The organism is Pseudoalteromonas sp. SCSIO 43095, from assembly GCF_023650455.1.
Taxonomy (GTDB): domain Bacteria; phylum Pseudomonadota; class Gammaproteobacteria; order Enterobacterales; family Alteromonadaceae; genus Pseudoalteromonas; species Pseudoalteromonas tetraodonis.
Map to the genome: position 1 here is coordinate 2,106,813 of NZ_CP087995.1, position 13,211 is coordinate 2,120,023.

The following is a 13,211-nucleotide window of genomic DNA, read 5'->3' on the forward strand; positions in this document are numbered from 1 at the left end:
CCTATGGTGTTACTTTAGTTCCGACATGCTCGCCTTGCAGCAAAGCAGTTAAGTTTTCTGGCTTTTGCCAGCTGGAAATGTACACACCGCGTCGTAAATGTTGGGCAGCGTGAAGACTGGTCTTAACTTTGACCTCCATCCCACCCACAATTACTCCCTCTGTAATTAAAGTATCAATGTGTTTTGTGTCAAGTTGATGTAAAGGCTGCTTATTGGCATCAAGTACCGCCTCTACGTCCGTCATAAAAATAAGTTCTGCATTTAAATTATTTGCCATTGCGGCGGCTGCTTCATCGGCATTAACGTTGTACCAAAGCCCTTGCTCATCAAAACCGATGGAGCTGACTATAGGTAAACGCCCGCCACTGAGTAATTCATTAATAATAGAATCATTATTACTATGGCATTGACCTACTTGCCCTAGCGCTTTTAATTTTTGTGATGCTGTTATTCCTGCTTCATATAAACTCAAGCCAACAGGTTTGTGCCCAGCAGTCATTGCTTGCGCCATTAATTGTTTGTTTGCTGCTCCCGCTAATGCTCCTACAATATAAGGCATCTGTTCTTTAGGGCTGATTCGCAAACCTTGGTGTTTAGCACTGGCAAAACCGGCTTCTGCTAGCCAATGGTCAACTAATGAGCCACCGCCATGAACAATGACAAATTGTGCATCATGTTGTTCATTAAGAACCTCAAAAAGCGCTTTAGCGGCATTTTCAGTATTGAGTACTGCGCCACCGAGTTTAATAACCCACGTTTTACTGCTCATTTAAACGCTCCTACTAGACCTGTAGTGTGAGGCAAGCCCATTGACAAATTAATACATTGCAGAGCCTGACCAGCCGCCCCTTTTAGTAAATTGTCAATCGCTGCCATCACTATTAATTGTGAGTCTTGCTGCTGCCACGCAATATCTACATAAGGTTGTTTGGCCACCCCTTTAATCGAGGGGATTTTGCTGCCAAGCAAACGAATTAATGGCTCATCCGCTAATACTTGATACGCTTTAGTTACTTGCTCACTAGTCACACCCGGTTTTAGCTGTACATAAATGGTTTCTAAAATACCGCGAGGAAAATTACCTAAATGAGGGGTAAATAATACGTTATGACCAAGATGCTGCTGTATTTCAGGCCCATGACGATGGTTAAACAAACCATAGGTTGCAAGTGATACCTCACAAAAATGCGTGCCAATATTTGCTTTACGACCAGCCCCAGTTACTCCCGATACAGCATTAATAATAATCCGCTCGTCACTAAGTAACCCAGCTTGCTGAAGAGGCTTTAATGCGTTTAATGCGGCAGTTGGGTAGCAGCCAGCTACAGCAACTAACTGCGCCTTTGCAATGGCCTCACTATTCCACTCTGCAAGGCCATATGCAGCTTCTTTGAGGAGCTCTGGATGCTGGTGTTCAAAACCATAATAAGTGACGTAATCTTCATTACTTTCAAGACGGTAACCACCAGAGAGGTCAAATACCTTTTTGCCCATCGCTAAAAACTGAGGGGCTAAATCAACACTTACTTTATGGTCAGTGCATAAACACACATAGTCTGCTGAATGAGCTATATCACTCAATGCACTCTCATTAAGTGGTTGCAAAGGTAAGTCAAGTAACCCTAAGTGCTCAGGGTATAATTCACTGAGCAGTTTATGTTTATCAAAGCTTTGCGCTGATACATAACATGCTGATAATGTTAATGCTGGATGTTTGGCAATTAAGCTAGCCAATTCTGCCCCGCTGTAACCGCTGGCACCTATAATTACTACGTTCATTATTTACTCTTTATCTAAAATTAGTGACTACATTCCATGTTATTTACTTACACTAGGTTGCAACCTAGCTAAACTGATTAAATTAATGAGTGATAACTATCGTCGTATTATTTTCATGGCGTAACTTTAATATATTTATGCTTAAAAAGTGAATTGATATTCATCATAAATACTTTTATATTGTTATGCAATTAAATTGAATACTTATTTTGGATTTTTTTATGTCTCTGCCGTCATTTATCTCGATGTATCAGCAATTGATTGCTGCCCCCTCAATTAGCGCTATTGAAGAGCATTTGTGTATGAGCAATAAAAGCGTTATTGAACTACTCGCTCAGTGGTGTGAAAGCTTAGGTTTTACCTGTGAAATAATAGAGTTAGAAGGTGGTAAAGGCCGCTACAACTTATTAGCAAAACGCGGACAAGGCGATGGCGGGTTAATGCTTGCGGGGCACACCGATACAGTGCCATTTGATGATAGCCGCTGGAATCAAAACCCATTTAAATTAACTGAACTTGATAACAAATTATATGGTTTAGGCAGTATTGATATGAAAGGCTTTTTTGCTTTTGTACTGCAAGCTATTAGTGAGCTTGATGAAAAGCAACAAACTCAACCTATTTTAATATTAGCGACCGCCGATGAAGAAACCACTATGGCTGGCGCACAGCAAATTTGTAAGCACCCAAATTTAAAGCCAAGTCGCTGTATTATTGGTGAGCCAACAGATATGACCCCCGTATTTACCCATAAAGGTCATATGAGTACAGCAATCAGAGTCGTTGGTCGCTCAGGACATAGCTCTGATCCCGAACGGGGTCTTAATGCCATCGAAGTAATGCATAAAGTGATTACAAAATTACTGATCTTAAAAGAACAACTCAAGAATAAATATTCAATAAACCACTTTGAAATTCCTTATCCAACACTCAACTTAGGCAATATTCATGGGGGTGACAATGCCAACCGAATTTGTGGCTGCTGTGAAATGCACATTGATATGCGCCCTCTTCCAGGTTTAAGCGTGCAAGAGCTTCAAGCACTGGTACTTGATGCAACTTACGATATAAACCAGCAATACCCTAACTCTGTGAGCGTAATTGATTTGCATGAGCCAATTCCAGCATTTACGGGAAGCACAGATAGCGCGTTAGTCAAATTAGCCGAAAATATAGCAGGGCAAAAAGCAGTGGCTGTTAACTACTGTACCGAAGCGCCATTTATACAGCAACTCGGTTGTGAAACCATCGTAATGGGACCAGGCTCTATTAACCAAGCGCATCAGCCCGATGAGTTTTTAGCAATGGAAAAAATCAAACCTTCTCAACAAATTATCAGCAACCTTATAAAGGCGAGTTGCTTTTAATCAGCAACAAAAAAGACGCTTAATCGCGTCTTTTTTATAGCATTTATGGTTACATATATTTTCGTAAATACTTTTTAAATACAGGGTCGGTTTGAGCTAGTTCTTTCTGCTCTTCTAATATCTCTTTTAATATTGCACCTGATGTAAGCGGATTCGCAAGTACCACTCTAAATACCACGGTTGGTTGGTTATCATATTGAACTGGCGTTAAACGTGTACGCGATACAAACGATCGACCTGATTCACGCTGACGTTTTTGCATGCTTGCAGTAAAACGATTAAGCGCGGCAAAAATGTCTAAACGGGTTTGTGCATCAGCTTGGGCTATCGCGTGTTTAATTTGTTTTGGTACATAGCGATAGGTCAGTAAGCAAAGTTCTGGCTCTGATATTAACTCAAAATCTTCATCTGCATTTATCAAATCAGCAAAGTAACGGGCTTTTTTAATACTGCGATCGATAAGCATTTCATAGCCTTTACGACCAATAACACGTAAGCAAGCATGCACTAACATCGCCATTCCAGGGCGACTCCCCTCAAGCGTATGGCTACCTAAGTCTTTAGAGCCTTTACGTAAAATATATTCAGCATGATGCTCTATGGCATCGGTAGCAGCAGGGTCTTTAAACAAGACTAAACCGGCCCCCATCGGCACATACATTTGCTTATGCGCATCAATGGTGATTGAATCTGCATGCTCAATACCTTTTAATAAATGCCTATGGGTATTAGACAGTAAGGTGGCTCCCCCCCATGCCGCATCAACATGAAAGTGACAATTAATTTCTTGTGCTAAATTAGCCATGTCTTCAAGTGGGTCAATATTACCGGTTTCTGTGGTTCCTGCGACCCCAACAATTGCCATCACTTTAATGCCTTGCGCTTCAAGCTCTAGCGCTTTTTCTCGCATAGCATCTACATCTACTTTATTATCAGCCGATGTTTTAATACCAATTAAATTCTCACGGCCAATACCTAGTAAATCTACCGATTTGCCTAACGAGTAATGACCTCGCTCAGAGATTAAAACCGCCAGTCCTTTGTAACCATAGTGAAGCATTCCTGCAACTAAACCTTGTGCAGCAATACCTTTAAAGTTGCCATTCGCTTTTAATAAGCGGTTGCGGGCTATCCAAAGTGCAGTAATATTCGCCACGGTGCCGCCAGAGCAAAATGCCCCTAACGAAGTTTTTGCACTGTGCATCCATTTAGAATAAAAACCATCACTTTGGCCATAAGCTAAATGATGCATCATCCCTAAAACTTGACGTTCTAATGGGGTAAACGCTTTCGAGGTTTCAATTTTTACTAGGTTTTGATTTAACCCAACCATTAATTTCGATAACGGTAGTAAAAAATGAGGCAGAGCCGATGTCATATGGCCAATAAAGCTTGGCGCTGCGGTATGAACAGAATGAGCAACCAGCTGCTCCATAATATCTTGAGCATAGCAAGACACAAACGTCGGTTCTTCAGGGATTGCCGCCGATTGAAAATCTTTTTCTATTTCATGTAATGGTTTTTCAATTGCCGCGATATTTTCGTTTAAGAAACCTGCTAAATTACTCGAAATTTCAAGCTCTATTTTGCTCAAAGTTGAGTCTGGCGCCTCTGGAACGGTGAATATCCGTTTAAGGCTTTCTTTAGAGGCGACGGCACAACGCTTTTGATCCATCTTCATACCTAGTGTGTGACTAAAACACCTGTTAGTTTGTAAAACACGCTAATATAAGTTGTTTTTAAGTAACGGCATTTCTAAAAAATTGCGCTAACTTTACTGCAATATGACAAAAATGTCTCGTTTTAAGCCATAAAAGACAATACTAAATAGGTAACATTTCACTATTTTTTAAATTTAGTACAAAGGGTAATTAAAATATTGGGCATTTATAATTTTTAAGTATAATAAAATCAACAAAAATAAGGATAATACATGCTCAAAGGAAATCTAAAATTAACACGGTTGGCACTTGGGACCGTCTTTTTTTTGGTCAGCTTAATCATTTATGGTTACTACACTTACTCTGCCATTCAAAGTGATGTAATGCGCAGCATTGACAATCGCTTAATAAATGCCGCCACCAGCGTAAAGTATATTTTAGGTAGTGATTACCACGACAAAACACCGCAAGAAATCAGCTTTGCAAGCTATCAAAATAAGGCCGAGCAACTTTCTGCTTTAGCCAATGATTTAAATATAAATTCTTTATATTCAATGATATTAATTGATGAAAATATTTATTTTACTGCCTCCAGTTACACCCAAGATGATCAAAATAACGGTAAAGTCACCCAGTATTTAGATCTTTACCCTGAAGCGACGCCAATTAATATGGCGGCATTTTTATCAACGGCCCCTATTTTTGAAGTGTCAACGGCGCATCGAGGTCCTTCTAAAACGGTGTATATTCCTCATATAGCAAAAAATGGCAGAACCTATTTAACTGCAGCTGATATTAGCGTCGATAAAATCAATACGGCTTTAATAACACGTTTGAATCAAGCCCTGCTTCATTTTAGTTGCGTACTATTCATATTGTTACTGGTTTATATTCTTTATTGTTTTGGGGTACGCCGCTCACTAATGAGGGATCATACTACGGGGTTTGAAAATCATATTGCCTTGGAAAAGCAGCTAAAAAAAAGTAATGAGCATCATCTACAAATCGCGATTATTTTGGTTAACGAAATTGATAATATCAGTCGCTTTTTTGGCACAAAAACAGCCGATGAAGTGATGAAAAAACTACTCAGTCACTTTAAGCAGCAAAACCGTCTGCAATCACGTATTTATCGTATTGCGACCAACAAGCTGGCCATTTTAACCAGTAAAGAAACACCTTTTGATGAGCTTTACAGCATTATTCAATCCCATAATAAAAATACACCTTTTATTACAGACCCATTTATTTATATTACGCTCAACGCTGGAGTGGCAAGAGGGAATAAGTCATTACTGCTTAAGAATGCCCACATTGCTTTGCTGCAATCAAGGCAAGGCGTTCAACCAATAGTTAACTACTCAGAAGCGATTAACGACGCTAAATCTCTGTATTTATACAATGTAGAAATAGCAAAAGAAATTTGTGAAGCATTTGATGCCCATCGCGTTGTTCCTTATTTTCAACCTGTTATAGATACCAATACCAATGCCATTATTAGGTATGACTGCTCACCAAGAATAGTGACCTCACATGGGGAGATTTTAACCCCTGATACCTTTTCTAATGCAGTAAATAGGCTGCGTATGGATGGGGTGTTAACACGTACCTTATTTACTCAATGCATTTCGCGCTTTCGCAAATCAGCAATCAGCTGGGGGTTAACTGTGTGCGCTGAAAATATTGCAGATCCCACTATTTATGATCACATAGCGTATGAGCTTCATCGCTACCCCAACCCTGAAAACATTACTATTTCAATATTGGAGTCGCAGGTCATTACACACTACTATGAAATAAAATCATTTATTGCGATGGTGAAAAGTAAAGGGGCAAAAATAGTGATGCATTGTTGGGGTAATGAGTTTATTAATACGCTCAATACGTTAAAGATTGAGGTAGATGGCATTAAACTCGATGGTGCGATCACCAAGCAGCTGGTGAATGATGAAAATACGTCGCTATTTATTGCCTATATTGCTGATATAGCCCAGCAGCTTGAACTTGAATTGGTTGTTGAAGCGGTAGAAAATAACACGGTTGCCGAACTACTTAATAAACTAAATGTGACGCTGATGCAAGGTAGTTACCTTGGTAAACCAACGCCACATGTGACTCACTTTAAACAGCAATTAGCTATTTAAGATTTATAACAAGCCGGTGGCTTTGCTGGCCACTGGCCCAGTACTTACGTTCAAAAGGAGTAATTGCTTCGTCTGACTCAAACAATCCGGTTTGACATGGATGCCCCGCTAATTCAAGCGCTCTGGCAAACTCTTTAACATAAATATCCCAATTACTGCGCACCTCAAGTAAACCGCCTAACTTTACAATAAATGGGAATATAGCCGCCCCATGCCAGCGCCTCTGTATGTGTTTAGACTTAGGCCAAGGGTTAGGGTAAAGCAAATAGTGATGCGTAGGCTGCCAATTAGCAGCCACCGCTAAACGCCAAAAGTCATTTAAGTCAGCTTGCACTAAAATGTATTGACCACTTTCACTTTGTTTATATTCAACATCATGCTTATCAAGTCGGTGAGATGACTTATCAATGCCTATGACTAACGCTTCAGGATGACGTTTTGCTAAATTAGCGGTGCTCTCCCCGACCCCACAACAGGAGTCTAAAATAAGCGGCCCATTAAAGGCTTGCACTTTAGCATTAACTTCATCAAATGCGGTTTGCGTATGCGTTGCAATTGGCTTTTTAAACTCAGCCTGTAAGTGTTTATTAACTATTTCATCAAGCTTTTCATGAAGTCCCGCTTGATTAGATACAATACTACGTGAATTTGCATCGCTCATTAGTGTCTTAGCCCCACACCTTTTTTAATTAGCGTCAGTGCTAAAGTAAATAGGACGCTGATAAACACCAACAACACACCCATTGCGACCGATAAATCTACATCCGAAACACCTAAAAACCCATATCTAAATGCGTTAACCATATAAATAATTGGGTTTATTTGCGACACCATTTGCCAAAAATCAGGCAGTAAAGTGATTGAATAAAACACCCCGCCTAAATAGGTCAACGGCGTTAAAATAAAGGTCGGGATAATACTTATGTCATCAAAGCTGTTTGCATAAATAGCGTTAATTAACCCGCCTAAGGCAAACACCGCCGAGGTAAGAATAACAGTGGCTATAATCACAAAAATATTATGTATTTGTATATCTACAAAAAATAAAGAAACGCACGTTACGATAAAACCAACCATAATGCCACGGGTCATACCTCCGCCCATATAACCCAGTACAATGATGTAATTAGGCACAGGTGCAACTAATAACTCTTCAATACTTTTTTGAAACTTAGTTGAGTAAAAGCTCGAAGCCACATTCGAGTAAGAGTTTGTTATAACTGACATCATAATAAGGCCAGGAACAATAAACTCCATGTAACTAAAGCCGCCCATATCGCCAATACGCGAGCCTATTAAATTCCCAAAAATAACAAAATATAAACTCATAGTAATCGCTGGCGGCACTAAGGTTTGCACCCAAATACGCAAAAAGCGAATACACTCTTTAATCCAAATACTTTTTAAGGCTACGCCATATTTAAACATTTATTCGCCCCGCCCTTGCTCTAATAAACCTACAAATAATTCTTCTAATCGATTCGCTTTATTACGCATGCTTAGCACAGTATTACCTTGTTCGGTTAACGCGCTAAATACAGCATTGAGCCCTTGTGATTTAGCCACCTCAACTTCAATGGTGTGATCATCAGTCATGGTGAAATTATACCCTTCAAGCGCCACCGGATTGGTAGGCTGTTTTAAATCCAATACAAAGGTTTCTTTGTCTAATTTAGCTAACAAGGCTTTTATGGTGGTATTTTCAACTATGCGACCGGTATCAATTATAGCGATGTTTTTACACAGTAATTCGGCTTCTTCAAGGTAGTGAGTGGTTAAAATAATGGTCACACCTTGTTCGTTAATTTGCCTTAAAAAGTCCCACATTGATCGGCGAAGCTCTATATCAACCCCCGCTGTTGGCTCATCTAAAATAAGTAATTTGGGCTCATGCATTAAGGCGCGTGCAATCATTAAACGGCGTTTCATACCACCAGACAAGGTACGCGCTTGCTTATCTTTTTTCTCGATTAATCCAAGCTGCGCTAAGTATTTATCTGCACGTTTATGTGCTTCGCCGCGAGGAACACCATAATAACCTGCTTGATTAACGAGTATTTGGCTTAGGGTTTCAAACTGGCTAAAGTTAAACTCTTGCGGCACTAAACCTAAATTGGCTTTCGCCGCTTCTAGGTCGGTATCAATATTGTGGCCAAATACTTCAACTTTGCCTTTGGTCTTATTTACCAGTGAAGAAATTACCCCAATAGTGGTTGATTTACCCGCCCCATTCGGGCCCAGTAATGCAAAAAAGTCACCTTCGTGAACTTGTAAATCAACCCCTTTAACTGCCTCTACCCCATTTTTGTAAACCTTGGTAAGGCCTTCAATATTTAAAGCAATATTTTGCTTATTCATTTTTTACCCTCACCATAACCCCAACGCTTTGTGAGGTTATGTTCAATATTTAAATGATCTAAAATTCGCGCCACCATAAAGTCAACCAAGTCTTCTATGCTTTGTGGTTGATGATAAAACCCAGGTGCTGCAGGCATAATTGTTACACCTAAACGCGATAATTTAAGCATGTTTTCTAAATGAATTTCGCTAAATGGCGTTTCGCGTGGCACTAAAATAAGCTGGCCTCGCTCCTTTATCACCACATCGGCGGCGCGCTCTAATAAATTATCTGATGCGCCGACTGCAATCGCAGACACAGATCCTGCGCTACATGGACATACTATCATTTTTTTCGGTGCTGCTGAGCCCGAAGCCACAGGACTAAACCAGTTATCTTTGCCAAATACCTTTAATTGCTCAGGCTTGGCGTTATATAACAGGCTTAATTGCTCTGTGGCCTTGTCTTCATTTGCTGATAGTTTAACATTTGATTCGGTATCAAAGACTACCCGCGCGGCACTTGAAATAAGCACATACACTTGAAACTGCTGCTCAAGCAACACTTCTAGCAACCTCAATCCATATGGAGCGCCTGATGCACCACTAAATGCTAAGGTGATTTTATCTTTAAATTGCACATTATTCTCCGCTGTATTTATCGGCCAAGCCATCAACAAGTTGTTGATGAAGGCCATTAAAACCACCATTACTCATAATTAAAACATGTTGATTTGGCTCAATACTTTCAAGCACTGTTTCGATAATGGCGATTGTAGAATCAAAACACTGCATACCGGCTTTTTCTGCTTGCTCCTTGAGCGACCAGCTTAAGTTTTCTGGTTCAAACAGTAGCACCTCATCCGCATCGCGTAATGAATCTAGCAATGTAAATTGATGAACTCCCATTTTCATGGTGTTAGAACGCGGCTCTAAAATCGCAATAATTTTGTCATTGCCCACTTTGGCGCGCAGCCCCGCAAGCGTTGTTTGTATCGCGGTAGGATGATGGGCAAAATCATCATACACTTTAATGTTATTTATATCCGCTTTAAGCTCCATACGCCTTTTTGGGCTGATAAATTCGCCTAAAGCCGCAATACTGTGCTCAATAGCAATTCCTACATGGCGCGCAGCGGCAATGGCCATCATGGCATTTTTAACGTTATGCTCACCAATTGCCTGCCAGTTAACTACACCTTGCAGTTGCGTGTTTAATAACACATTAAATTGAGAACCATCCGCTTTAAGTAGCTGATAATCCCAATCATCGCCTAATGTTTCACTCTCGCTCCACAGCCCTTTTGCTATAACATCGCTCAGAGCCTCATCATCTTTTGGCCACAATACTTTCCCGCTTTGCGGTAGTGTACGTATCAAATGGTGAAATTGTTTTTTAATCGCATTTAAATCTTCAAAAATATCAGCATGATCAAATTCTAAATTATTTAAAATCAGTGTACGCGGCAGGTAATGAACAAACTTACTGCGTTTATCAAAAAATGCAGTGTCGTATTCATCGGCTTCTATTACAAAAAATGGCGTTTCACCGACTCGAGCAGACAGGCCAAAATTTTGCACAATACCACCAATTAAAAACCCTGGCTTTAAGCCCGCATATTCTAATATCCATGCAAGCATACTTGCAGTGGTTGTTTTTCCATGAGTACCTGCTACAGCGAGTACCCAAGAGTCTTGTAATAAGTTATGTTTTAGCCACTCAGGTCCTGAAGTATAAGGCAGGCTCTTATCGAGTACATATTCAACACACGGGTTACCACGGCTCATAGCATTGCCTATGACGACGATGTCGGGTGCCGGTTCTAGTTGAGATACGTCATAGCCTTGGGTTAGCTCGATTCCCAACTCTTCTAATTGGGTACTCATTGGTGGGTAAACATTTTGATCTGAGCCTGTCACTTTATGACCAAGCGATTTAGCAATGGCCGCAATACCGCCCATAAAGGTGCCGCAAATGCCTAATATATGAATATGCATAACTTTTTAATCCTTTGGTACTTCGCACGTCTGTGAAGTTTAATGGCGTTATAATGCCAAATTTTAGGCTTGATGACTATGTGCGTCTCGTCAATTCATTGATGCTAAAACAGCGCTAAAAAATAAAAAAGCCCTCCTACCTAAGTAAGAGGGCTTGCTGGTAATAAGCTAAATTACAGCGTCAAAAATACAATTAAGCCAACACCAAGTAAAAGTCTGTAAATTACAAACGGCAGCATACCCATTCGTTCAATCACTTTTAAGAACATGAATATACAAGCGTACGCTGATAAAAATGAAAGGACGACACCTAAAATTAAAGTGTTCCAATCAACTACATGGTCGCCTAAAGCCAACTCTATTGTGTAGTAAAGACCCATCATAGAAATAATAGGGATTGCGAGTAAAAACGAAAAGCGCGCAGCGCTTTGTTTATTCATGCCCAGCAATAAGCCCGCTGTCATGGTAATGCCTGAGCGAGACGTTCCTGGGATCATAGCCACCGCTTGAGCAAAGCCAATAAGCAACGCTGTTTTCCAGTTAAGCTGGTAAATTGTTTTCATTTGCTTACCTTTGGCATCAGCGTACCAAAGTAATAAACCAAAAATAATAGTCGTAGCAGCTATAACCCAGGCACTGCGCAGGTACAACTCAACAACATCTTTTAGTAATAAGCCTAATAACGCTGCAGGTACAGTGCCCAGTATAATCCACCAGCCAAGTTTACTATCGTCGGTGGTGCCTTGAGCGCCAAACGATTTAAACCATGCGCTAAGAATATCAGACACTTCTTTACGAAAATAAATAACAACGGCTATTAAAGTACCAACATGAACAGCGACATCAAAAGCTAGTCCTTGATCTTGCCAACCTAAGATTTGTGAAGGAAGAATTAAGTGGGCTGAACTTGAAATAGGTAAAAACTCAGTAAATCCTTGTATCAAGGCTAAAACAATTATTTCTATAATACTCATGGGTTAGTAAACTCCACCTTCCATAGTTTTTGTTGAGGGTTGTTATATGCATTCCAAATTTGGGCAATCGTTTGTTTTGCTACCGGATGATAAAAATCAGGAGCCACCTCTGCTAAAGGCTGTAATACAAAGGCATTTTTGGTAATTTCGTCACGTGGTAGTTGAGCTGGGCTCTCGCAAATGACATCATCGTAAAAGAGTAAATCGAGATCCAAGGTGCGCGGGCTAAATTTTTTATCATTTGCTTTGCGACCATTATCGCGCTCTATTTGTTTTAATAACGCACACACATCTTCAAGCGCCATATCGGTAGTGGCAGCCAGTACGGAGTTGTAAAAGTTATTACCAGCAAAACCCACCGCTTCACTTTCAAATACCGAAGAATGTTGGGTATTTTTAAAGTGTTTATTTAACGCCACTAAAGCACGCCTGATATGCTCTGCTTTATTAATATTTGACCCTAAACTAATAAATATTTGCGCCATTTAAGCAATAGCCTTGTTACGCGTTATTTCTACACCGACGGTTTGCGCTTGTGCAACTGCAGCGGGCTTACTTACTTTTATTGTCACTTGCGGGGTATTAAATTCGGTTAAAATGATTTGCGTTAATTGCTCTACCAGTGTTTCTAAAAGCTCTACCGGTTTAGCCGTACTGTGTTCGATAACACGCTCACTTACCTTAGCGTAATCCAGTGCCAAGTTAATATCGTCGTTTTGCGCTGCGGGCTTGATGTCGCTTAGCATTTCAATATCAAAGTACAGGCTTTGTTTACTTTTCTTTTCAAAATCATACACCCCGATAATCGTTTCGACATGCAATTGTGATATAAATACCTTGTCCATTGATACTCCAAATGACTGTAACAAGTCACTGAGTTAATTACATATTGTATCAATCAAATTAATACTGTATATACTTTAATCAGTGTTTAAATATACTAAAATTACT

13 protein-coding genes are annotated in these 13,211 nt (G+C 40.0%); 2 read left to right on the top strand and 11 right to left on the bottom strand.

Going from position 1 to position 13,211, the window contains the following annotated elements; genetic code table 11:
- Nucleotide 1: 1 nt before the first annotated feature.
- Together argB and argC are read right to left on the bottom strand one after the other, a co-directional pair.
- Nucleotides 2-769, bottom strand: coding sequence for an acetylglutamate kinase (gene argB / locus LOC50_RS09955; protein WP_036979757.1), 768 nt, complete (start codon nucleotides 767-769; stop codon nucleotides 2-4).
- Nucleotides 766-1,779 carry an N-acetyl-gamma-glutamyl-phosphate reductase gene (gene argC / locus LOC50_RS09960; protein WP_250653148.1) on the bottom strand — a complete coding sequence of 338 codons (1,014 nt, stop codon included), beginning with the start codon at nucleotides 1,777-1,779 and terminating at the stop codon, nucleotides 766-768. Before argC ends, argB begins: the two co-directional genes overlap by 4 nt.
- A 221-nt stretch (nucleotides 1,780-2,000) precedes the next feature.
- Here argC and argE point away from each other — a divergent pair, with 221 nt between their 5' ends.
- Nucleotides 2,001-3,146 carry an acetylornithine deacetylase gene (argE, locus tag LOC50_RS09965; protein WP_036979763.1) on the top strand — a complete coding sequence of 382 codons (1,146 nt, stop codon included), beginning with the start codon at nucleotides 2,001-2,003 and terminating at the stop codon, nucleotides 3,144-3,146.
- A 49-nt stretch (nucleotides 3,147-3,195) separates the two neighbouring features.
- Here the strand turns inward: argE and panP are convergent, their stop codons facing one another.
- A complete protein-coding gene (gene panP, locus LOC50_RS09970; protein WP_250653149.1) occupies nucleotides 3,196-4,821 on the bottom strand; it encodes a pyridoxal-dependent aspartate 1-decarboxylase PanP in 1,626 nt (541 codons plus the stop codon).
- Between the two features lie 258 nt (nucleotides 4,822-5,079).
- On the opposite strand from panP, the gene LOC50_RS09975 reads away from it, so the two are divergent.
- Nucleotides 5,080-6,951 (top strand): EAL domain-containing protein, encoded by a 1,872-nt coding sequence (locus LOC50_RS09975; RefSeq protein ID WP_250653150.1) that lies wholly within the window; start codon nucleotides 5,080-5,082, stop codon nucleotides 6,949-6,951.
- Here LOC50_RS09975 and trmB read toward each other — a convergent pair.
- From trmB to folB, 8 genes are all read right to left on the bottom strand, one after another.
- Entirely contained in the window at nucleotides 6,944-7,612 is a 669-nt protein-coding gene (gene trmB / locus LOC50_RS09980) for a tRNA (guanine(46)-N(7))-methyltransferase TrmB (RefSeq protein ID WP_036979770.1), read from the bottom strand. The two genes, LOC50_RS09975 and trmB, sit on opposite strands and share 8 nt — an antisense overlap.
- Nucleotides 7,612-8,379 (bottom strand): ABC transporter permease, encoded by a 768-nt coding sequence (locus LOC50_RS09985; RefSeq protein WP_008466038.1) that lies wholly within the window; start codon nucleotides 8,377-8,379, stop codon nucleotides 7,612-7,614. Before LOC50_RS09985 ends, trmB begins: the two co-directional genes overlap by 1 nt.
- Entirely contained in the window at nucleotides 8,380-9,309 is a 930-nt protein-coding gene (locus tag LOC50_RS09990; protein WP_069438536.1) for an ABC transporter ATP-binding protein, read from the bottom strand.
- Nucleotides 9,306-9,929 (bottom strand): flavin prenyltransferase UbiX, encoded by a 624-nt coding sequence (locus tag LOC50_RS09995; RefSeq protein WP_036979775.1) that lies wholly within the window; start codon nucleotides 9,927-9,929, stop codon nucleotides 9,306-9,308. Before LOC50_RS09995 ends, LOC50_RS09990 begins: the two co-directional genes overlap by 4 nt.
- 1 nt (nucleotide 9,930) lies before the next feature.
- Complete coding sequence (mpl, locus tag LOC50_RS10000; RefSeq protein WP_250653151.1) at nucleotides 9,931-11,286, bottom strand: UDP-N-acetylmuramate:L-alanyl-gamma-D-glutamyl-meso-diaminopimelate ligase; 1,356 nt, start codon at nucleotides 11,284-11,286, stop codon at nucleotides 9,931-9,933.
- Nucleotides 11,287-11,459: 173 nt separating this feature from the next.
- A complete protein-coding gene (locus tag LOC50_RS10005) occupies nucleotides 11,460-12,260 on the bottom strand; it encodes an undecaprenyl-diphosphate phosphatase (protein ID WP_036979781.1) in 801 nt (266 codons plus the stop codon).
- Complete coding sequence (gene folK / locus LOC50_RS10010; RefSeq protein WP_250653152.1) at nucleotides 12,257-12,745, bottom strand: 2-amino-4-hydroxy-6-hydroxymethyldihydropteridine diphosphokinase; 489 nt, start codon at nucleotides 12,743-12,745, stop codon at nucleotides 12,257-12,259. The genes LOC50_RS10005 and folK overlap by 4 nt, the downstream gene beginning before the upstream one ends.
- Nucleotides 12,746-13,105, bottom strand: coding sequence for a dihydroneopterin aldolase (gene folB / locus LOC50_RS10015; protein ID WP_250653153.1), 360 nt, complete (start codon nucleotides 13,103-13,105; stop codon nucleotides 12,746-12,748).
- Between the last annotated feature and the right edge of the window lie 106 nt (nucleotides 13,106-13,211).

What these genes read in the sequence shown, in the direction of transcription:
- panP (WP_250653149.1), bottom strand. Translation starts at nt 4,821, where the DNA reads ATGGATCAAAAGCGTTGTGCCGTCGCCTCTAAAGAAAGCCTTAAACGG.
- argE (WP_036979763.1), top strand. Translation starts at nt 2,001, where the DNA reads ATGTCTCTGCCGTCATTTATCTCGATGTATCAGCAATTGATTGCTGCC.
- LOC50_RS09975 (WP_250653150.1), top strand. Translation starts at nt 5,080, where the DNA reads ATGCTCAAAGGAAATCTAAAATTAACACGGTTGGCACTTGGGACCGTC.
- argB (WP_036979757.1), bottom strand. Translation starts at nt 769, where the DNA reads ATGAGCAGTAAAACGTGGGTTATTAAACTCGGTGGCGCAGTACTCAAT.
- LOC50_RS09990 (WP_069438536.1), bottom strand. Translation starts at nt 9,309, where the DNA reads ATGAATAAGCAAAATATTGCTTTAAATATTGAAGGCCTTACCAAGGTT.
- LOC50_RS10005 (WP_036979781.1), bottom strand. Translation starts at nt 12,260, where the DNA reads ATGAGTATTATAGAAATAATTGTTTTAGCCTTGATACAAGGATTTACT.
- argC (WP_250653148.1), bottom strand. Translation starts at nt 1,779, where the DNA reads ATGAACGTAGTAATTATAGGTGCCAGCGGTTACAGCGGGGCAGAATTG.
- mpl (WP_250653151.1), bottom strand. Translation starts at nt 11,286, where the DNA reads ATGCATATTCATATATTAGGCATTTGCGGCACCTTTATGGGCGGTATT.
- LOC50_RS09985 (WP_008466038.1), bottom strand. Translation starts at nt 8,379, where the DNA reads ATGTTTAAATATGGCGTAGCCTTAAAAAGTATTTGGATTAAAGAGTGT.
- trmB (WP_036979770.1), bottom strand. Translation starts at nt 7,612, where the DNA reads ATGAGCGATGCAAATTCACGTAGTATTGTATCTAATCAAGCGGGACTT.
- folK (WP_250653152.1), bottom strand. Translation starts at nt 12,745, where the DNA reads ATGGCGCAAATATTTATTAGTTTAGGGTCAAATATTAATAAAGCAGAG.
- folB (WP_250653153.1), bottom strand. Translation starts at nt 13,105, where the DNA reads ATGGACAAGGTATTTATATCACAATTGCATGTCGAAACGATTATCGGG.